The 20,571-nt window shown below is 74.7% G+C and carries 17 protein-coding genes and 1 pseudogene; 10 read left to right on the plus strand and 8 right to left on the minus strand.

Translation table 11 applies throughout. The features are described from left to right. The first annotated feature begins 68 nt into the window (after positions 1-68). Both QE405_RS18345 and QE405_RS18350 read left to right on the plus strand, forming a co-directional pair. Complete coding sequence (locus tag QE405_RS18345; protein WP_307203565.1) at positions 69-1,562, plus strand: malate:quinone oxidoreductase; 1,494 nt, start codon at positions 69-71, stop codon at positions 1,560-1,562. A 3-nt stretch (positions 1,563-1,565) separates the two neighbouring features. Further along, positions 1,566-2,390 carry a nitroreductase family protein gene (locus QE405_RS18350; protein ID WP_307203573.1) on the plus strand — a complete coding sequence of 275 codons (825 nt, stop codon included), beginning with the start codon at positions 1,566-1,568 and terminating at the stop codon, positions 2,388-2,390. 19 nt (positions 2,391-2,409) lie between these two features. Here QE405_RS18350 and QE405_RS18355 read toward each other — a convergent pair whose 3' ends face one another. From QE405_RS18355 to QE405_RS18370, 4 genes are all read right to left on the minus strand, one after another. Continuing rightward, the gene (locus QE405_RS18355) at positions 2,410-3,942 is read right to left on the minus strand and encodes an HNH endonuclease signature motif containing protein (RefSeq protein ID WP_307203579.1); all 1,533 of its coding nucleotides are present in this window, start codon (positions 3,940-3,942) and stop codon (positions 2,410-2,412) included. A 344-nt stretch (positions 3,943-4,286) separates the two neighbouring features. Beyond that, positions 4,287-5,072 carry an ABC transporter ATP-binding protein gene (locus QE405_RS18360; protein WP_307203594.1) on the minus strand — a complete coding sequence of 262 codons (786 nt, stop codon included), beginning with the start codon at positions 5,070-5,072 and terminating at the stop codon, positions 4,287-4,289. Beyond that, positions 5,069-6,064: a FecCD family ABC transporter permease gene (locus QE405_RS18365; protein WP_307203609.1), complete on the minus strand. Its 996-nt coding sequence runs from the start codon at positions 6,062-6,064 to the stop codon at positions 5,069-5,071. The genes QE405_RS18360 and QE405_RS18365 overlap by 4 nt, the downstream gene beginning before the upstream one ends. Next, complete coding sequence (locus tag QE405_RS18370) at positions 6,061-7,017, minus strand: FecCD family ABC transporter permease (RefSeq protein WP_307203623.1); 957 nt, start codon at positions 7,015-7,017, stop codon at positions 6,061-6,063. The genes QE405_RS18365 and QE405_RS18370 overlap by 4 nt, the downstream gene beginning before the upstream one ends. Before the next feature lie 121 nt (positions 7,018-7,138). On the opposite strand from QE405_RS18370, the gene QE405_RS18375 reads away from it, so the two are divergent. From QE405_RS18375 to QE405_RS18400, 6 genes and pseudogenes are all read left to right on the plus strand, one after another. Continuing rightward, a complete protein-coding gene (locus QE405_RS18375) occupies positions 7,139-8,140 on the plus strand; it encodes an ABC transporter substrate-binding protein (protein WP_307203629.1) in 1,002 nt (333 codons plus the stop codon). Between the two features lie 92 nt (positions 8,141-8,232). Further along, positions 8,233-8,361: a streptamidine family RiPP gene (gene amiA / locus QE405_RS18380; RefSeq protein ID WP_307203636.1), complete on the plus strand. Its 129-nt coding sequence runs from the start codon at positions 8,233-8,235 to the stop codon at positions 8,359-8,361. A 125-nt stretch (positions 8,362-8,486) separates the two neighbouring features. Further along, on the plus strand, positions 8,487-9,191 hold the full coding sequence (locus QE405_RS18385) for a hypothetical protein (protein ID WP_307203642.1): 705 nt from the start codon (positions 8,487-8,489) through the stop codon (positions 9,189-9,191). 96 nt (positions 9,192-9,287) lie between these two features. Beyond that, positions 9,288-10,460 (plus strand): annotated as a pseudogene (locus QE405_RS18390) (CocE/NonD family hydrolase); the annotation flags it as partial. Then, positions 10,445-11,836 carry a YcaO-like family protein gene (locus QE405_RS18395; protein WP_307203648.1) on the plus strand — a complete coding sequence of 464 codons (1,392 nt, stop codon included), beginning with the start codon at positions 10,445-10,447 and terminating at the stop codon, positions 11,834-11,836. The pseudogene QE405_RS18390 and the gene QE405_RS18395, both read left to right, overlap by 16 nt. Before the next feature lie 11 nt (positions 11,837-11,847). Next, a complete protein-coding gene (locus tag QE405_RS18400) occupies positions 11,848-13,134 on the plus strand; it encodes an MFS transporter (RefSeq protein WP_307203660.1) in 1,287 nt (428 codons plus the stop codon). A 236-nt stretch (positions 13,135-13,370) separates the two neighbouring features. Here QE405_RS18400 and QE405_RS18405 read toward each other — a convergent pair whose 3' ends face one another. Further along, positions 13,371-13,580 (minus strand): helix-turn-helix transcriptional regulator, encoded by a 210-nt coding sequence (locus tag QE405_RS18405; RefSeq protein ID WP_307203667.1) that lies wholly within the window; start codon positions 13,578-13,580, stop codon positions 13,371-13,373. A 4-nt stretch (positions 13,581-13,584) separates the two neighbouring features. Beyond that, the gene (locus QE405_RS18410) at positions 13,585-13,977 is read right to left on the minus strand and encodes a hypothetical protein (RefSeq protein ID WP_307203669.1); all 393 of its coding nucleotides are present in this window, start codon (positions 13,975-13,977) and stop codon (positions 13,585-13,587) included. Between the two features lie 102 nt (positions 13,978-14,079). On the opposite strand from QE405_RS18410, the gene menB reads away from it, so the two are divergent. Further along, complete coding sequence (gene menB, locus QE405_RS18415; protein ID WP_307203675.1) at positions 14,080-14,910, plus strand: 1,4-dihydroxy-2-naphthoyl-CoA synthase; 831 nt, start codon at positions 14,080-14,082, stop codon at positions 14,908-14,910. Between the two features lie 134 nt (positions 14,911-15,044). After that, positions 15,045-16,838, plus strand: a complete 1,794-nt coding sequence (locus tag QE405_RS18420; protein ID WP_307203680.1) for a hypothetical protein — start codon at positions 15,045-15,047, stop codon at positions 16,836-16,838. Positions 16,839-16,910: 72 nt separating this feature from the next. Here the strand turns inward: QE405_RS18420 and QE405_RS18425 are convergent, their stop codons facing one another. Both QE405_RS18425 and ppc read right to left on the minus strand, forming a co-directional pair. Continuing rightward, on the minus strand, positions 16,911-17,624 hold the full coding sequence (locus tag QE405_RS18425; RefSeq protein ID WP_307203688.1) for an enoyl-CoA hydratase: 714 nt from the start codon (positions 17,622-17,624) through the stop codon (positions 16,911-16,913). A 38-nt stretch (positions 17,625-17,662) separates the two neighbouring features. Further along, positions 17,663-20,503 (minus strand): phosphoenolpyruvate carboxylase, encoded by a 2,841-nt coding sequence (gene ppc / locus QE405_RS18430; protein ID WP_307203696.1) that lies wholly within the window; start codon positions 20,501-20,503, stop codon positions 17,663-17,665. Positions 20,504-20,571: the final 68 nt, after the last annotated feature.

Here is a 20,571-nt window from a genome sequence, read left to right on the forward strand (position 1 = left end):
TCTCGTTATGCGGGCATCGAGGCACCCCGGTTGTGTGTCCCGACCGATGGCTCGGTCTAATCGTTGTCGTGGACGCACCCCTCGACGTAGTTCTCATCGGTGGCGGCATCATGAGCGCGACACTCGGCTCGATGCTGCAGCAGCTCGAGCCGGGCTGGAGGATCCGTCTCGTCGAGCGCCTGGACTCGCTCGCGCAGGAGAGCTCCGACCCGTGGAACAACGCGGGCACGGGGCACTCGGCCCTCTGCGAGCTCAACTACACGCCCGAGAAGACGGACGGCAGCATCGACATCACCTCCGCGGTGAAGGTCAACGAGCAGTTCCAGCTGTCGCGGCAGTTCTGGTCGTTCCTGGTCGAGAGCGGTCGCATCCCCGACCCCAAGGCGTTCATCAACCCGACGCCCCACATGAGCTTCGTCTGGGGCGCGGAGAACGTGGAGTACCTGCGCAAGCGGTACGACGCGCTCCGCACCCACCCCCTCTTCGCCGGGATGCAGTTCTCCGACGACCCCGAGGTCATCCGGGGCTGGGCGGCCACCCTCATCGACGGTCGCTCGGGCGACGAGCCCGTCGCGGCGACGTTCACGACCGCGGGCACCGACGTCGACTTCGGCTCGCTGACGCGCATCCTCACCGACCAGCTCGTCGACGGCGGCGCGGAGCTGCAGCTCGGCTCGCAGGTCACCTCGCTGAAGAAGGACGCCGAGGGCCTCTGGGTCGTCACCGGCAAGAAGCGCGCCACGGGCGAGAAGTTCACGCTGCGGGCGCGGTTCGTGTTCGTCGGCGCCGGCGGCGGCGCGCTCACCCTGCTGCAGAAGTCGCGCATCAAGGAGATCCGCGGGTTCGGCGGCTTCCCCGTGTCGGGCGAGTTCCTCCGCACGCGCAACCCCGAGGCCGTGCGCAAGCACGCGGCGAAGGTCTACGGCAAGCCGCCCGTCGGTGCGCCCCCGATGTCGGTGCCCCACCTCGACACCCGCGTCGTCGACGGCTCGGCGAGCCTCATGTTCGGGCCCTACGCCGGCTTCAGCCCCCGCTTCCTCAAGAACGGGTCGCTCTTCGACCTGTTCCGCTCCGTGCGGCTGCACAACCTCGTGCCGATGATCCAGGTCGCGTTCCGCAACGTCAGCCTGGTCGTCTACCTCGTCAGCCAGCTCGTCGCCCGGCGCAGCACCAAGTTCGCGGAGCTGCGTGCGTTCATGCCCGAGGCCGACCCGGCCGACTGGGAGATGATCACCGCCGGCCAGCGCGTCCAGGTCATCAAGAAGGACCCGGAGAAGGGCGGCGTGCTGCAGTTCGGCACGGAGGTCGTCGCCGCGGGCGACGGCACCATCGCGGGTCTGCTCGGCGCGTCGCCGGGCGCGTCGACGACCGTCGCGATCATGCTCGACCTCATGGGTCGGTGCTTCCCGGACCGCATGGACGCCTGGGGCCCGGTGCTCGACGAGATGGTCCCCGGCCACCGCTCGCCGCTCGCCCAGGACCCGGCCGCCGCGGCCGCGCACTTCGAGCGCACCGCCGCGACCCTGCAGCTCGACCAGGGCGAGCAGCGCGCGTCGGCCTGAGGGGTGCACCCCGACGTACCGCGCCTGCGGGAGCTGCACCACGAGCTGAACCGCACCGCCACGGGCGGTGTCGACGACCCGCGGGGCGCGCGAGAGGTGCTGCCGCCGTTGGTGGGGTCGGGTTCCTCACCGGTGCCGCTTCCCGACACGGCACTTCCGGCGGCTCACCTGGGTGAGGTGCTCGCCGCGCGGCGCTCGTCCTACCGGTACGGCGCCGCCCCCGTGGCGCTCGACGACCTCGCCGCGCTGCTCCGCGCCGCGCTGGGCGTGCAGCGGACCGTGCGGCTCCCGGACGGGCAGGCGCGTGCGCTGAGCGTCGCGCCGTCGGCCGGCGGGTTGCCGTCGCTCGCGGCGTACGTCGTCGTGCGGGGGCCGGGCGTCGCCGGGTCGTCGCCGGGCGTCGTGCGGGGGCCGGGCGTCGCCGGGTCGTCGCCGGGTCCGGAGCCGGGATTGGTGCCGGACGGGGTCTACCGCGCGGAGCTGCGCACGGAGGCACCGTCGCTCGTGCCCGTGCGGGTCGGCGACGCGACGCCCTTCCTCGCCCGCGCGCTGGACCAGCCGGAGCTCGCCGAGCGCGCGGGTGTGGTCGTGGCGCTGGTGGCGCGGCTGGACACGACGCTGGGTCGGTATCCCGCCCGGCACTACCGCACCCTCCACCTCGACGCCGGTGTGGCGTTGGGACACCTCTACCTGGCGACGACCGCGCTCGGCCTGCCCGGCGTCGCGGTGATGGGCTACGACGACACCGCGTTCGACGCGCTGCTCGACCTGCCGGAGGACCAGCTCACCGCGGTGCTGTTCGCGGTGGGGTCGCCGGTGGAGGGCTGACGCCTCGTCGGAGCGCCGCTCACTCGCGGCGGGTGAAGCGGAGCTTGCCGGTGCCGAGTCGTTCGGTGAGGTAGAGCGGGTCGTGGATCTGGTGGTGGTGCTGGTCGCAGAGGAGGCAGCCGTCGTGCACGTTGGTGTGCCCACCCTGGGCCCAGGCGGTGAGGTGGTGGGCGTGGGTCTGGTGGGGTGGTCTTGTGCAGCCCTCGGCGACGCAGCCCCGGTCTCTTGTCGCCATGGCGGTGCGCATGGCCTTGGTGTGGAAGCGGGCGGTGCGGCCGAGGTCGAGAACCTCGCTGGCGGTACCGAGCACGGCGGGGATGAGGCCGGCTCCGCAGGCCAAGCGGCGGGCTTCGCCGGCGCTGAGGGTGCCGCCGGTGTCGAGGGACGCTGTCGCCAACCCACCCAGGAGTGACTCCAGCGTCATGGTGACCACGACGGTCGCGCCGGTCCCGCCCGTGCTCGGGAGGTCTTTCTGGTCGAGCATTTCTAGCAGCTGCTGGAAGGCCTGGCCGTAGCGTTCGGGTGTCGTCCGGTCCCGTTGGAAACGTTGGTCGGGGTCGTCTGCGGTGTTGAGGTGCCTGGGTGCCGCATAGGCGTCGAGGGCCTTGCGGAGCATCGCCCCGTGGAGCTCGGGGATCACGAATCGTCCCCAGACGCGGCCGAGTCCGTCGGAGACCATGCTGAGCCGTGCGGTGGCGCGGGCTTCTCGCTCCTCGCGCTCCAGCAATGCCGCCTCGTGGGCTTCGCCCACCTCGGGAGCGATCACGGTGAGGATCTTCTTCCCCAGCGCTCGCAGGGCCCGGGCGTCGTGGTCGGCCGCGAAGCCCACCAGTGTCTTCTCGGCTCGGAGTCGGAGCCCGGGGTCGAGGTCGTCGGGTAACGCGTCGAGGGCCTTGACGATGACGTCGGCCTGCTCGGTGTCCACCGCACCGGCCTCGCACGCCGGCGCCAGGTAGGTGCTGCAGCGATCGCCCACTGCGGACCCGATGCGCGCGAGCCGGTAGGCATCGCGGCGCGTCACGGTCGCGGCGTTTGCCAGCCACACCGCTGCCGTGGAGGCGCCGTTGCTCCGGTGGAGCTCGACCTCGTCGGCGTGCTGTACCAGTACCGCGACCAGTGCGGAGGCCCGTGCGACCAGCCGATGGGCGTCGAGCAGCGCGATGCCGGTCTGCGGTGCGCTCAACCAGCCGAGCCCGGTGCGGCCGTCGGTCGCGAGCACGTCGGTGGCCGTCCGGATTGCTTCGAGGACCGGGTGCCCCCGGTCGACCGGATCCGAGCCCGCACCGGGACCCACGCCGGGACCCACGCCGGGACCCACGCCGGGCACCGCCCAGGTCGGCTCGACGTCCGCGGTGGGCTCAGCCGCGTCGTACCGGCCCTCGCCGCGCGCGACGACCCGGCACCCCAGCGTCGCCTCGACCGGCCACTCACCCGTGGTGAACGCGTGCTCCAACCAGTCCGGCTCCGGCGCATCGACCAGGAACTCGGCAGGGGGTTCCGGCACCGGTGGCCCGAAGCCACCGGCGTCCCCAGTTGAGCTGACCCCCGTCATGGCGACCACTCAACCCGAGACCACCGACAGTTCTGATCGGCACCGATCTCAGCGCCGTACCGCCTGTGGACAACCGCGGCGTACATGACAACTCGACGCCCGCCGTACGACCCACCTCGACGCGCCTGCCGCGCCGTACGACCCAACTCGACGCGCCTGCCGCGGCGTACGACCCAACTCGACGCGCCTGCCGCGCCGTACGACCCAACTCGACGCGCCTGCCGCGGCGTACGACCCAACTCGACGCGCCTGCCGCGGCGTACGACCCAACTCGACGCGCCTGCCGCGGCGTACGACCCAACTCGACGCGCCTGCCGCGCCGTCCGACCCAGCTCGACGCGGCCTCAGCGCTCCACGAAGTGCGGGCGGCCGCTGACGGGGTCGGGGACGACGACGGCGTCGATCTCGAAGACGTCGCGCAGGAGCGCCGGCGTCACGACCGTCGCGGGGTCGCCGTCGGCGACGATCGCCCCGTCGCGCAGCGCGACGATCCGCTCGGCGTAGCGGGCCGCCTGGTTGAGGTCGTGCAGCACCATCACGATCGTCATGCCCTCGTCGCGGAGCCGACCGACGAGGCGCATGAGGTCGAGCTGGTGGCGCACGTCGAGGTAGGTGGTCGGCTCGTCCAGCAGCAGCACGTCCGTCTCCTGCGCGAGTGCCATCGCGATCCACGCGCGCTGGCGCTCGCCGCCCGACAGGGTCGCGAGCCGCCGGTCGGCGAGGTGCGCGACGCCGGTGCGCTCGAGGGCGCGCTCCATGGCGGCGTCGTCGGTGCGGCGCAGCATCGCCCAGGGGCCCCGCTGCGGGTACCGCCCCTGCTCGACCAGCTCCCGCACCGTCGCCCCGGGCGGTGCCAGCGACGTCTGCGGCAGCAGCGCGAGCCGCCGCGCCACGGCGCGGGTGGGGAGGTCGCCGAGCGGCGTGCCGTCCAGCAGCACCGCGCCCGACCGGGGCGCCAGCACCCGGGCGAGCGCCGCGAGGAGGGTCGACTTCCCCGAGCCGTTGGGCCCGACGAGCGCCGTGGCGGTGCCCGCCTCGACCTGCAGCGACAGGGCGTCGAGCACGGCCGCGCGGCGGTAGGCGACCGTGATCCGGTCGGCGGCCAGCACCGGGGGGAGGGACGTCGTCATCCGCGCTCCTGGAGGGTCGGGCGCGCGCTGCGGCGCACCAGGTGGACGAGCAGGGGCGCTCCGAGGAGCGCCGTCACCGCGCCGACGGGCACGCCCGCCACGTCGGGGCGGGCACCGGGCAGCTCGAGGGACACGGCGAACGCGACGAGGTCCGCCGCCGACAGCAGCAGCGCGCCCAGCACGGCGGCGGCGGGCACCAGCCGCCGGTGGTCGGCGCCGACGAGCATCCGGGCGGCGTGGGGCGCGACGAGACCGACGAACGCGACCGCCCCGGCAGCGGTGACGGCCGCTGCGGCGGCGAGCACGGCGACGCCGAGGACGGCCGCGGGGGTGAGCACGCGGCGTACGCCGAGACCCACCGCCGTCGTCTCCCCGAGCGCCCACGCGTTCATGCGGGAGGCCAGCAGCCACGCGAGCGGGACCGTCAGCAGCCACGGTGCGACCGCCTCCCAGTCCCCGGTGGTGCGGGCGTTGAGCGACCCGACGAGCCAGCGGAGCACGGTCCCCATGGGGGCGGAGTCGAGGACGAGCGCGAAGGACGTGAGGGCCCCGAACACGGCGCCGAGCAGGATGCCGGTCAGCGCGAGGGACCGCCGCCCCAGCAGGTAGAGCAGACCGCCGGCGACCAGGGCGCCGACGAGGGCCGCGAGCGCGACGTAGGGGTGCCCCGGCGCCACCAGCAGGCTCACCACGACGGCGAGCGCGGCGCCCGAGCCGACGCCCGTGGTCGCGGGCTCGGCGAGCGGGTTGCGCACGACGGCCTGCACGAGCACGCCCGACGTCGCGAGGAGGGCGCCCGCCGCGAGCCCGACGAGCACGCGGGGCAGCCGGAAGCGGAGCACGATGATCTCGTGCGCCGGCTCCCGCGCGTGGCCGAGCAGGGCCGCGGCCACGTCCCCGGGTGCGAGCGCGGAGCGCCCGACGAACAGGTGCGCCGCGACGAGCGCCACGACGGCCAGGGCGGCGCCGACGGTCAGCGCGAGCGCCCTCATCGCGCGTCCCGGGAGCGGGCGAGGGTCCAGACGAGGGCGGGTACGCCGACGAGCGTCGTGGCCACGCCCACCGGCAGCTCGACGGGGTAGAGCACGAGGCGCGACCCGAGGTCGGCCGCCACGAGCAGCACCGCGCCGACGAGGCCGCTCAGTCCGAGGACGCGCGCCGTGCTCGTGCTGCCGAGCAGGCGCCGGGCGACGTGGGGGGCCAGGAGCGCGACGTACGCCACCGGTCCGCAGACGCTCGCCACCGCGGCCGCGAGCGCGGCCGCCACGGTGAGGGCGGTGAGGCGGGTGCGGACGACGGGTACGCCGAGGCCCGTCGCCGCGACGTCCCCGAGCGCCAGCGCGCCGACGCGGCGGCGCAGCAGGACGGCGACCGCGACGCCGACGACGACCCACGGCAGCACGACCTCGACGTGGTCCCAGCCGCGGGCGGCGAGGCTGCCGAGGAGGTAGCGGAACAGCACCACGACGTTGCCCTCGGTGCCGAGCCCCACGATCGCCACGACGAGGCCGGCGCAGGCGGCCGAGACGGCGGCGCCGACGAGCACGACCTGGTCGGGGTCGCGGGTGCTGCCGCCGATCGCGAGCAGCACGAGCACGCCGGCGACGAGCGCGCCGACCAGCGCCAGGTAGGGCAGCGCCGCGAGGGGCACCGGCAGGGCCAGCACCACGACGGCCGCGGTGACGACGGCGGCGCCGGAGGACACCCCGAGCAGCTCGGGACCGGCGACCTGGTTGTGGAGCGCGTCCTGCATGAGCAGCCCGGCGACCGCCAGCCCCAGACCGGCGAGGACCCCGAGCACGGCGCGCGGCAGCCGGGCCTCGGTGACCGCCACGTGCTGCGGGTGCGCCGGGTCGCGCAGGGCGTCGAGCACGGCGGCCGGGCCCAGCCGCGGCTCGCCGAGGCACAGGGCGGCGACCACGAGCACGACGAGCGTGGCGGCCACGGCGAGGTGGAGCCCGAGCCGGGCTGCGCGACGGGGAGCGTCGGGGCGCGACGGGGACCGTGTTGCGCCGCGAATGGGAACCATTATCATTTGGCCGCCATCCTCACGTACAGGAGATCCCATGCGCAACCCGCGTCCGTCACGCCGCACCCGCACCACCCGCTCCGCTCGTCCCGTCCGACCCTCCCGGAGCCTCGCCGTCGCCGGCGTCCTCGCCCTCGGCGCGGGGGTGCTCGGGGGCTGTGCGAGCGACTCCTCCGACGCCGCCTCCGGGTCGTCGGGCGGGGCGGAGGCCGGCCCCGTCAGCGCCACCGACGCCACCGGCGTGGAGGTCACCCTCGACGCCCCCGCCGAGCGCATCGCCTGCCTCACCATGATCTGCGTCGATGCGCTCACCGAGGTGGGCATCACGCCGGTCGCCTACCGCGACCAGCTGGCGCTCGACGAGCGGTACGCCGGGCCCGACGCCGACATGCGCGAGATCACCGGCGGCTTCGGCGAGGAGAACGTCGAGGACATCGCCCTCGCCGCTCCCGACCTCGTGATCGGACTCGCCGGCGCCCAGGACGGCCTGCGGGAGGCGGTCGAGGAGATCGCGCCGCTCTACCTCGTCGACCCGACCTCGTGGGAGGAGTCCCTCGACGTCCTGCGGACCGTCGGTGACCTGACCGGCACCTCGGAGCAGGCCGACGCGGCCGCCGACGCCTTCACGGAGCGGGTCGAGCAGGCCGCCGAGCACCGCTCGGACCTGACCACGCTCTCGATGTTCGGCGAGCCCGGCTCGCTGGGGGTCGACTCCGTCGCGACCCCGGTGGGCTCGCTGCTGGCCGAGGTGAGCGACTACCCGTGGGAGGCGGGCGCCGACCCGTTCGCCACCGTCGCCGTCGAGCAGATCGCCGCCGTGGACCCCGACGTCGTCTTCGCGCAGGCGTTCTCGGCCTCGAGCGACTCCGAGCCGCTGTCGGAGCGTCTCGCCAGCGACCCCCAGTGGGCGCAGCTGACGGCCGCTCGCGACGACCGGGTCGTCGAGGTCGAGGCGTCCGTGTGGGCGACCGGCCGCGGCACGATCTCGCTCGGCATCGTGCTCGACCAGGTCGAGGACGAGCTCGGCATCGAGCACTGACCACCCGCTCTTGAGAATCATTCTCAGAAATGGTGTGATCCTCATGCGGGCCCGCTGGGGGCCCGCACCACACCGATGCGAAGGAGCAGCAGATGAACGAGTTCTTCAGCCCCGTCCCCGCCCGCGCCGCCCTGGCGACGCACTCCGCCGGTCACAGCAACGCGCTCGTCGAGAACCCGTTCGACGAGGTCGAGACCGTCGAGGCCGAGGGCGACCGCTGACCTCGTCTGACCTCGTCTGACCCGCTGCCCGCGCGCCGCACCTCTCCTGCGGCGCGCGGGCAGCACCCTCCGATCCGACCCCGACCCGACCCGACCTGTCGACCCACCCACGCCCGGGAGCCCCCATGACCGTCCTCACCGCGCCGCGGCTGGCCCCCGGGGTCCGGCTCCACCGCACCGCCGACGGCGACCTGCTGCGCACCGCGGACGGCACCCTCCACGCCGTGCACCTCCCGCCCGCCGAGGCCGACGAGCTGCGGCGCGCGCTCGTCGCCGACCGTCGCCCGCGCACGCCGACCGCGGCCGCGGCGTACGAGGCCCTCGGCGCCGCCGGGCACCTGCGGCCCACGACCACCCCGACTGCGCGGGTGCACGGCACCGGACCGCTCGCCGACGCCACCGCCGCCGCGCTGCGCCGGATGGGGGCAGCGGTGGAGCAGGCCGCCGGGGACCGGCTCCGCATCGAGGTCACGGCCCCGCGGACCGCCAGCGTCGAGGCGTGGTCCGCCGAGGGGCACGTCGTCGTCGCCCCCCGCGCCGTACCCCTCGCCGACGTCGTCGCCCGCTGGCGCGCCGCCGGTCACCACCGCCGCCTCGACGAGGTCGCCCCGGCCGCCGAGGTCGCCCCGACCGTCGTCGCCGCCTCCACGACGCCCTCGCCCCGCGCCGTCGAGCTCGTCGCCCACACCCTGGCCAGCGAGGCGCTCGACCGGGCGGACGGGCCGGGGGAGAACGCCTCCCGCGACGCCTACCTCGCCACCACGATCGACCTCCGCACGCTCGCGGTCGCGCGCCGCCCCGTCCTGCCCGTGCCGACCCCGCCCCGATGACGCTCGCCGCCGCACCCGGACCCACCGTGCACGCCGAGCGGCACGAGGTGGGCGGGCTCGCGACGTACGTCTGGCGTCCCGACGGCCCCGCCCCGCGGCGTGCTCGTCGCGCGGACGCCGTACGACGCGGTCGGCCACGCCCCCGAGGGCGTGGGCTGGGCGCGGCGGGGCGTCGCGCTCGTGCTCCAGGACGTGCGGGGCCGTCACGGCTCGCCGGGTCGGTTCACGCCCTACGCGGGCGAGGGCCCCGACGGCGCCGACCTCCTCGCCTGGACCCGCCGCCAGTCGTGGGTGCGGGGTCCGGTCGTGCTCCACGGCACGTCGTACGGCGCGCACTGCGCCCTCGCCACGCTGGCCACCCTCGAGAGGCGGGGCGCGGCGCCCACCGACGGCCCCGACGCCGTGTCCGTCGCGGTGCCCGCGCTGGGGCTCGGCGAGACCGCGTGGACCCGCGGCGGCGCCTTCCAGCTCGCCTCGCGCCTCGGCTGGTGGTCCGAGCACGCCGACCTCGGTGACTGGGAGCGCGTCGTGGACGCGACCCGCACCGACGCCGCCCGCGCCGCGCTCGCCGCCCGGCAGCACGTGCCGCTGCTGGCGGTCGGCGGCCTCCACGACCACTTCGCCCACGACACCGTCGACCTCGCCCGCGCCTGGGGCGGCCCGGCCCACCTCGTGCTCGGTCCCTGGGGCCACGACCTGCGCGGCGCCCGTCGGGCCGACCGCGTGCTGGCGTGGCTGGACCTGCTGGTCGACGGCGCGCCACCGACCGGCGCCGTCGTCGGCGACGGGACGCGCTCGCTCCGCCCCGGCACCCCGCTCCGTCGCCGGATCCCGGGCGGCGCCCTCCGTGTCGACCCGGCCCACCCCGTCCCGTCGCCGCCCTTCGGCACGCGGGCGCTCGACCCGCGCGGCCGTCCCGACCGGCTCCTCCTCCCCGTCGACCTGCCGCGCCCGGGAGGTGGGCGGGCGCTCGTGGCCGACGTCGCGGCGTACGTCGCGGGTGACGCGCCGGCCGGCGGCCCCTGGTGCGTCGCGCTCGCGCGCCGGGCGCGGGGGGCCGGGGGGCCCGCGCTCGAGGAGCTCGCCCACGGCGCCGCGGCCGGGCCGCGCGTGACGCTGGGGCCGGTGGTCCTCGACCCCACCGACGACCACGTGCTCGTCGTCGCCGCCGACGCGTTCCCCCGCACCGCGCCCGCCCGCTCGGGCGCCCCGCACGTCCGCACCGTCCGCCACGTCGACCTGGAGGTCGCCCCATGGCCGCAGCACTGACCGCGTCCCCCGTCCCGCCGCTCGCCCTCGACGACCTCGTCGACCCGCTCCTGGGACTCGTCCGCGAGCTGCACCCGGTGGACCGGCTGGACGGCATGCCCGCGGCGTACGTCGGCCTGACCGCCGCCGTCGCCGACTCCCGCACCCACGGCGCCTGGCCGAGCGACCTCGTGTCGCTCGGCACGACCTTCGGCGACCTCGAGGGCGCCCGGGTCGCGGCGATCGGGGAGGCGGTGGAGCGCTACTGCGGCAACTACGTGCCCGCCGGTCTCCGGCGGGCGAGCGCGGCCGAGCTGCGCGCCGAGGGGCGGCGGCTGCTCGGCCCCGACGACCTGCGCTGGTTCGCGGACTGGCAGCACGCGCGGGCGGGGTTCCCCTACGCCCGGTTCACCGACGACGTCGAGATCGCGTGGGTCGCGGGCACGGGCGACGGTGGGGGCGAGGTTCTCGTCCCGGCGTCGTGGGTGCACCTCAACTGGCGCACCGGCGAGCGGCGGGGCGACCCGTTCCTGCACCACCTCAACTACGCGGGGATCGCCACCGGCCAGGGGCTCGACGACGCCGCGCGGCGCGGGCTGCTGGAGCTGGTCGAGCGCGACTCCCTGTCGCTGTGGTGGCACCTCGACCTGCCGGCCCGCGGGATCGACGTCGCGAGCGTGCCGGGGCTCGCGGACCACCTCGCCGGGTCGCGGCTGCAGGTGCACCTGCTGGAGCTGCCGTCGTGGTTCGGTGTGCCGGTCGTCGCGGCCCTCGTGCGCGACCCCGTCACGGGCATCGCCGCCGGCGGCTTCTCGGCCAAGCTCGACCCGGTCGAGACGGCCACGAAGGCGGTGCTCGAGGCGGTGCACAGCTGGGTCTTCACCCGCGGTCTCCTCGACGCCGACGGCTGGGTCTTCGGGTCGATGGACGCGGGGGTGCTGTCGCGGGGTCTCTACCTCGAGCACCGGGCGGACCGCTCCTACCTCGACGCCGCGGGGTCGGCGCAGGAGCACGTGCGCGACCTCGGCGCGCAGGCGCAGGTGTGGCTCGACCCGCGGGTGCAGGCGCAGCTCGGGCCGCGCTTCACCGACCCGGGGGAGACGGTCGGCATCGACGCGCTGCCGGTCGGGACCGAGGCGGGGATGCGGTCGGCGCTCGCCGCCGCCGGGCACGAGGTCGTGGTCTGCGACCTGACGACGCCGGACGTGGCGCTCACCCCGCTGCGGGTCGCGCGGGTCTGCGCGCGGGGACTGGTGCCCAACGCGCCCGCCGCGTTCGCCTACTACGGGTTGCCGCGGTGGGCCGAGGTCGCTGCCACCACGCCGAACCGGCACGGACGGCGGGTCGACGTCACCGACCCCGGCCAGCTGCTCCTGCTGCCCCCGCCCAGCCTGTGAGGAGCCAGCCTGTGAGTGCGCCCTCGGTGAGCGCCTGGGACGTCCCGGCGTACCGGACCTACCTCGCCGTCCGCGCCCTCGCCATGGCGGGCGGCGCGCTGACGCTCGTCGCCCTGCCGGTGCTCGTCTACCGCCTCACCGGCAGCGCGACCCTCACCGCGCTGATGGCGGCCGCGGAGACGCTGCCCTACCTGCTGCTCGGCCTGCCGGCCGGGGCGCTCGTCGACCGGTGGCACCGGCGGCGGGTGCTCGTGGGTACGTCGCTGGGCGTCGCCCTCCTGCTCGCCGCCCTCCCCGTGGCGGACGCCCTGGGCGTGCTGACCTACCCCCAGCTGCTCGCGACCGGGCTGCTCGTGGGGGCGCTCTTCGTGTTCGCCGACGCCGCGTCCTTCGGGGTGGTGCCGCAGATGGTCGGGCGGGAGCGGGTCGCGTCGGCCACGTCGCTGCTCGTCACCGTCGGCACGGCCATCAGCGTGGCCGGGCCCGTCGTCGCCGGCGTGCTCGTCGCCACCCTGCCCGCGTCGCTCGTCATCGGCCTCGACGCGACGGCCCACCTCGTCGCCGCGCTCGTGCTCGCGCGGCTCCGCTGGGAGGGGAGCGAGACGCGACCGGGCGCGGCCGCGGGAGGTGGGGAGCGCCGTACGCGCCTCGGCGCCGACATCCTCGAGGGCCTGCGGTTCGTGCTCGGGCAGCCCGTGGTGCGCGCGCTGACGCTGCTCGGGATCGGGTGCAGCCTCGCCGGCGGCGCGGTGGCGGGCCTCGTCGTCGTGATCGGGGTCGAGCGGCTCGGGCTGGGGGCGGAGGACGCGGCCGTCGGGTGGCTGTTCGCGGCGGGGGCGCTGGGCACGTTCGTCGCCAGCCTCGCGCTGCCGCGGCTGCAGCAGCGGGTCGGCGTCGGCCTCATCACGACGTGCGGGTTCGCGGTCGCGGCCGTCGCGGTGGGTGCCCTGTCGGCGACGACGTCGCTCGTGCTCGCCCTCGTGCTCCTCGCCTGCTTCCACCTGGCGTCGACGACGCTCATCGTCAACGGCATCGTCGTGCGCCAGGTCGTCACCCCCGACGCGCTCCAGGGGCGCGTCAACACCACCGCCCGCATGATCGCGTGGGGCGGCAGCCCGCTGGGGGCGGCGGCGGCGGGCGTGGTGGCCGGTACGGCGGGCGTCGAGTGGGCGCTCCGCCTCGCCGCGGGCGCGCTGCTCGTCAGCCTCGCCGGGGCGCTGGTGTGGGGGGTGGTGCGCTACCCGCGGCTGTCGGCGCTCGAGCCGGTGCCCGAGTCGGAGGTGGTCCGCGGGGGGTGACGTCGAGGTGGGTCGTACGGCGCGGCGTGGGCGTCGAGGTGGGTCGTACGGCGCGGCGTGGGCGTCGAGGTGGGTCGTACGGCGCGGCGTGGGCGTCGAGGTGGGTCGTACGGCGCGGCGTGGGCGTCGAGGTGGGTCGTACGGCGCGGCGCAGGGGTGCGGAACTGTGCGCTTGGTGCCGTCCGGACCGGACGGGAGCCGTCCCGGCCGCACACTTCGCGACCCCCGGCGGGGCCTCAGTCGCCGGCGTTCCCCGCGTCCGGCTCGAACAGGGCGTCGACCGATGTCTCGAACAGCGCCGCCAGCCGGAAGGCCAGCGCCAGCGCGGGATCGTGACGGCCCCGCTCGATCGAGATGATCGTCTGGCGCGAGACGCCCAGCTGCTGCGCCAGGTCCTGCTGGGTCCAGCCGCGCCAGGTGCGGTGCTCGGCGATGTGGTTGCGCATCAGGTCACTGCTCCCTCGTGCGGATCAGCCAGTAGCGCAGGCCGTAGTCGATGCCGGCGAGCACGGTGAGGCCGGTCATGTAGACGAACGGTGCGGCCTCGTGCGCCCAGCCGACGGCGATCGAGACCAGGACCAGGGTGGGCAGGAAGAACTGCATGGTGTCGAGGAAGGTGCCGGCTTGGACGCGCCGGCTCCAGTCGGCCTCGATGTCGGCCGGGCCGGGCTGCGGCTTCCGACGTCGGCGGTAGAGGCCGCCGAGGAAACCGGCCAGGCTGGCCGCGATGACGACGATGGGTGCGGTGGTCTCCCACTTCCACGTGTAGACGGCGCCGATCGCCACCAGCACCACCACCGTGAGCACCGAGCGCACCTTCGTCTCGAGCGTCATCCGCTCCATGAGCCCCCCTCGCGTCAAACATCCTTGACATCGAACGCTAGGACCCCGCCCCGACCAGAGTCAAGTTCCCTTGACATGGCGCACCCGGTCACAATGACTGCTATGAGCGACGACACGACCTGGACCACCGCGGGCGACTACGAGGACATCATCTTCTCCACGACCGACGACGGGATCGCCAAGATCTCGATCAACCGTCCCGAGGTGCACAACGCGTTCCGCCCCCAGACGCTCATCGACATCTCGCACGCGCTCGACGTCGCGCGCGAGGACGAGCGCATCGGCGTCATCATCCTCACCGGCGAGGGCGGCAAGGCGTTCTGCTCCGGCGGCGACCAGCGCGTGCGCGGCGACTCGGGCTACAAGACCCACGAGGGCGCCACCGGCCGCTTCCACGTCACCGACCTGCACGTGCAGATGCGCCGCTGCCCGAAGCCGATCGTGGCCTCGGTCGCCGGCTGGGCGATCGGCGGCGGCCACGTGCTCCACCTCGTCGCCGACCTCACCATCGCCGCCGACAACGCCCGCTTCGGCCAGGTCGGCCCGAAGGTCGGCTCGTTCGACGGCGGCTACGGCGCCAGCATCCTCGCGGACCTCGTCGGCCCGAAGAAGGCGAAGGAGATCTGGTTCCTCTGCCGCCAGTACGACGCGGCCACCGCCCTCGAGATGGGCCTCGTCAACACCGTCGTACCCCTCGCCGACCTCGAGGCCGAGACCCTCAAGTGGTGCCGCGAGATGCTCGAGCTCTCGCCCTGGGCGCTGCGCCTCTCGAAGCTGTCGTTCAACGCCCACGAGGACGGCTACGCCGGCATCCAGCAGCTGGCCCACGACGCCAACCTGCTCTTCTACGGCCAGCCCGAGGCGCAGGAGGGCCGCGAGGCGTTCAAGGCGAAGCGGAAGCCCGACTTCACGCAGTTCCCGCGTCGGGCCTGATCGCTCTCCCCGGTCGTGGTGCCCGGCCCCGGGTTTCCGCAGGTCGCGCACCACGACCGGGGTGGGGCGGGCGTGATCGAGGTGGTGACGAGTTCCGCTGCGGTGCGGCCGCGAGATCCCTAGGCTCGTGCCTCGTGCTGAAGAACGCCGTACGCCTCGTCCTGGCCGTGGCCCTTGGACTCGTGGCCGCCGTGCAGGTGACCGCTCCGCCGGCCCAGGCCGCTCCCGCTGCCGTCTCGCTGCGGCTGACCACCCCGGTGCCGATCGTCGGAGAGACCTCTCACCTGGCGGGGGGCATCGGGGTCAAGGCTGCTACCAAGGTCTACCCGCAGCGGTGGAACGGGCGAGCCTGGGTGACGCTGTTCCTCGCGAGGTCGCTGAACGACGGGCGGTACACGTTCTCCTTCAAGGCGGCCGCACCGACACGGCTCCGCGTGTTCGTTCCCGCCCACAAGGTCGGTCGCACGACGTACCCGGCCCGCTACTCGCCCGTCGTGACGGTCACCCCAGTACTTCAGACGTTGACGCTGAGCTCGACGACGGCGCCTGTCGTGGCCGGCCAGTCCGTGACGACGAGGGTGCAGGTGACGCCGACGCGGGCGGGACGCTTCGTCGACCTCGAGCGTCTCGACGCGGGTCGGTGGACGCGCGTCGCGTCCCTCCCCCAGTCGACCGCAGGTCGGGCGTTCCCGGCGGTCGTGGTGCCGGAGGGCACCGGTCCCGTGGTCCTGCGCGCGGTCTCGCGGCCCCAGGGCGGCGCGGGGACTGCCGTGTCAGCCACCATCAACCTGACGCGGTACGTCCCGCCAGCGGAGGACGACTCCTTCCTGTCCGTTGTCGAACAGGTGTCGTCCTACGCGACGAGCGGTGACGGCTCCGTCGTGGTCTTCTCAGGTCAGCCCACCCGTCCGGACGGCTCGCGGGCTCCTGGGCAGGTCTACGTCCACCTCCGGGCGACGGGAGAGACTCGCCTGCTGTCCGGCGATGGGGACGGAGCCCCGAGCGGCTGGTCGATGACACCCACCGTCAGCGCGGACGGCTCGACGGTCGCCTTCGTGACGGAGTCGCCCACCGTCGCGCAGCAGCAGCCCGTCGGCCACGAATCCACCCAGGCTCTCGTCGTTCACGACATCGGCAGTGGGGTCTCGCGCACGATCACCAGGCGCGGGGACGTCGCGTGGCCAGAGCGCGCCGAGCGTCCCTCATTGAGCGCGGACGGCACGCGGGTGGCCTTCCGCGGGTGGTTCTTCAACGAGGAGCGGACGACCTGGTCGCCGTACCTGTCCGTGGTCGACCTCCCCACCGGCGAGCTGACGGTCGCTCGCCGTGCTGCGTGGAACTCTGCGATCTCCGGTAATGGCCGGTTCGTCGCCTACGACGCCGAGGTCCCGATCCCGTGGGGACAGACCTCGACCCGGTGGGTCTACCAGGTGTTCCGATTCGACGTCGAGACCGGAGCTGAGGTGCTCGTCTCGCAGACCCCGTCGGGGGACCCGGGGCACTTCCCCTCGACCGACCCGTCCATCGACGCCACCGGTGATCGAATTGCCTTCCTCACCGAGGGCAACGAGGTCCAGGGCGCCCCGTCCGGGGCGCTCGACGTCAACGTGGTAGTGGCGGACATCTCCACCAGCACCTACCGCTGGCTGGGGGGCGACATCGTCCGGGCCCGCTCCTTCACCATCGGTCCCCTGCTGTCGTCCGACGGCAGGACGCTGGCATATGTCGCCCACCCCGGCATCGACAAGAAGCCTCGTCTCGTCACCGTCCGTGTCGCGGACGGCGCCCGCGTCGAGCAGCCAGCCCACCCGACTGCCGAGGATCGACGCTACCTCGAACCGGTGGCGCTGTTCTCGCGCCCGGACGGCATCGAGGTGCTCACTCTCGCCCAGGGTCGGCTCGAGCGCGTGCTCGTGCCGCTGCGCTGAACCGGCCCCCCGGTCGTGGTGCCAGACCCCCGAAAACCGACGGCCTCGCACCACGACCCGGAGAAGAAGGGCTCAGACCCCCCGGAACACCGGCGCGCGCTTCTCGGTCCGCGCGACGGCGGCCTCGCGCACGTCCTCGCTCGCCCAGCACGCGGCGAAGGTGCGGTCGACGTCCGCGTCGCTGCCGCCGTTGAGCACCAGCTTGTTGTGGGCCAGGGTCAGCGGGGCCAGGGTCGCGATCTCGGCGGCCCAGGCCAGGGCGTCGTCGAGGGTCCCGGCACGGTCGGCGAGCCCGCAGTGCAGCGCCTCGTCGCGGTCGACCGTCTCGGCGGCGAGCATCAGCCGTCGGGCCACCCCGCCGCCGGCGACCGTCTGCAGGGTGCGCATCGTCCACGCGTCGACGGCCATGCCGTTGCGCGCCGTCGGCACGCCGAACCGCGCCGAGACGTCCGCGACCCGCAGGTCGGAGGCCAGCGCGAGCTGCGTCCCCGCGCCGATGGCGGGTCCGTTGACCGCCGCCACGACCGGCACGGGGAGGCGCGTGAGCCCGTGGAGCATGCCGTAGAGCGCGTCGAGGAACTCCGCGCCGTACACGCCCCCGAGGTCGGCGCCCGAGCAGAACGACGTGCCCTCGCCGGTCAGCACGAGCACCCGTGCGCCGGCCTCCACCTCGGCGCGGGCCGCCGCGTCGATGGCGCGGCAGAGGTCGAGGTTCAGCGCGTTCCGGCGCTCGGGGCGCTGGAGGGTGAGCAGCGAGACGGCACCGTCGCGGGTCGTGGCGAGCATGGCCGCACCCTAGGACCCACGCCGCGGGCCGGGAGCGGTCACCCCGTGTTCCGCAGTCCCGCCGCGATGCCGTTGATGGTGAGCAGCAGCGCCCGCTGCACCTGCGGGTCGGGCTCGGCGCCCTCCGGCGTCTCCCGGACGCGCCGGAGCAACGCGACCTGCAGCGCGTGCAGCGGGGTCAGGTAGGAGTCGCGGAGCGCCAGCGTCCGCCGCAGCACGGGGGCGTGCTCCAGCAGCGACGTCTGGCCGGTCACCTCGAGCACGTTCGCGATCGTGCGCGCGTGCTCCTCCCGCACGAGCTCGAACAGCCCGTGGTGCTCGGCGGGCACGAGCGCCGCGACGTACTCCGCCGCGATGTCGAGGTCCGTCTTCGCCAGGGTCATCTGCACGTTCGAGAGGAAGGTGCGGAAGAAGGCCCAGGAGCCGTACATCTCCCGCAGCGTGCCCGCCCGCCCGGCGTCGAGCGCCGCCTGCAGGCCCGAGCCGACCCCGAACCAGCCCGGCAGGATCATCCGCGTCTGGGTCCAGCCGAACACCCACGGGATCGCGCGGAGGTCGTCGAGACCGCCCGCGCCGCCGGGGCGCTTCGCGGGGCGGGAGCCGATGTTCATGCGGCCCAGCTCGTCGACCGGCGTCGCGGCGACGAAGAACGGCACGAGACCAGGGTCGCGCACGAGGCCGCGGTAGGTCGTCTGGCCGGCCGAGGCGACGACGTCCATCGTGTCGTTCCAGGTCTCCAGGAGGTCCGCCGGGAGCTGCGAGCGGCGGTGCAGCAGGGTGGCCTCGACGACGGCGGCGAGCGCCCCCTCGAGGTTGCGGCGGCCGAGGCCCGGCAGCGCGTACTTGTCCGAGATGACCTCGCCCTGCTCCGTCACCTTGATCGCGCCGGTCAGCGACCCGTAGGGCTGGCTCATGATCGCCTCGGCCGTGGGCCCGCCGCCGCGGCCCACCGAGCCGCCGCGCCCGTGGAACAACCGCAGGGTCACCCCGTGCCGCGCCGCCACGTCGCGCAGCGCCCGCTGCGCCCGGTGGATCTGCCACTGCGACGCCGCGATGCCCGCGTCCTTCGACGAGTCGGAGTAGCCGAGCATGATCTCCTGGACGTCGCCGCGGGCGGCCACGAGGCGCCGGTACGACGGCTCCTCCAGCAGCGCCTCCAGCAGCGGTCCCGCGTTCTCGAGCTCGGCGACCGTCTCGAAGAGGGGCGCGAAGCCGATCCGGGCCCGCGCGGGACGGTCGGCGGAGCCCAGGTCGACGAGCCCGACCTCGCGGGCCAGCACGACCACGGCCCACAGGTCGTCCACGTCGTGGGTCATCGACACGATGTAGGTCTCGACGACCCCGTCGCCGTAGGTGTCGAGCGCCGTGCGGATGGTGCGCACGAGGTCGAGGGAGGCCGTCGCCGCCTCACCGAGGTCGCTCGCCCCGGCGCCCGTGAGGGGTCGGGACGACGCGAGCTCGCGCGCCAGCAGGGCGATGCGCTCGGGGCGCTCCAGCTCGTCGTACGGCGTCGGGAGCTCGCCCGTGCGCCCGTAGAGCTCCGCCAGGGCGGCGTGCGCCTTGCCCGAGTGCTCCCGCACGTCCATCGTCGCCAGCCCGGCGCCGAAGGTGACCGCGGTGCGGATCAGCCGCAGGATCGCGCCGTCCCCGGTGAGGGTGTCGCCGGAGGCGAGCATCGAGTCGCGCACGAGGCACAGGTCGGCGACGAGCTCGTCCACCGACAGGTAGTCACGGTCGGGCTCGTGGGGCGTGCCCGCGCGCAGCCGGTCGCGGGTGCGCTGCAGGCGCACCTTCACGAACGTCAGCTTCACGCGGTAGGGCTCCTCCGCGTTGAGCCGCCGCACCGTGCTCCACGTGACGGGGAGGGCGGCCGCGTCGCGCTCCAGGCTCTCCGCGAGCGCCGCGGAGGGGGTCACCACCCGGGTGGAGGCGGTCATCTCGGTCAGCACCTCGTCGACGGCCTCGACGAGCTCGGCGAGCCCCGCCGCGTGCTGGAGGGCGAGGATCTCCAGCGTCACCGCGGGCGTCACGTTGGGGTTGCCGTCGCGGTCGCCGCCCGCCCACGTGCCGAACCGCAGCGGGCGCGCCGTCGCCGGGAGCTCGACGTCGAGCGTCGCCAGCGCCCGGTCGAGCTCGCCCAGCAGCTCGGGCACCACCTCCGCGGCGATCGACCGCAGGTAGTAGACGGCCGTGCGCGCCTCGTCGCCCGGCTCGGGGCGCACGACGCGCAGCTCGTCGGTCTGCCACAGCAGGTCCACCAGCTCGGCGAGCCGTCGCTCGTCGGCGGCGCGGTGGGTGGCGGGACGGCCGGGCTGCTCGGCCGTCGTCACGACCTCCGCGACCTTGCGGAGCAGGCGCAGGACGGTGCGGCGCGAGGCCTCCGTCGGGTGCGCCGTGAACACGGGGCGGTACTCCACCCGGCCCAGTAGGTCGACGAGCTCGTCCCGCGTGAGGGTGCCGTCCGCGAGCGCCTCGCCCACCCGGCCGAGCGTCGCCGCGAACGGCCCCTCCTCGCCCGCGTCGAGCTCCCGCAGGCGGTGCAGCTGCTCGGTGGTGTTGACCAGCTGGAAGTACGCCGCGAACGCCCGCGCCAGCACGACCGCCGTCGCGGGATCCACGTCGGCGAGCAGCGCGTGGAGCTCGGCGTCCGAGGGTTGCCGGGCCAGGCGCCGTACCTTCTCGACGAGCGCCAGCAGGTCGGGACCCTCGTGGCGCGTCAGCGACTCGCCCAGCAACGTCGTCAGCTGGCGCACCGAGGCGCGCAGGGCCGCGTGCTGCGGCTCGGACCCCACGCCACCGGCGAAGAGGGCGGCGTCGGGCTCGCGGCGGTCGGCCTCGAGGAGGTCGTCCACGGAGGCCAGCGTCTTCTCGCTCGTCATGCGCTCAGTCTGTCGGGTGATTGTTACGACCCCGAACGGTGGCTCACGGACCGAGCGCGGGGATTCTG

It is taken from the genome of Nocardioides zeae, assembly GCF_030818655.1.
Classification (GTDB): Bacteria; Actinomycetota; Actinomycetes; order Propionibacteriales; family Nocardioidaceae; genus Nocardioides; species Nocardioides zeae_A.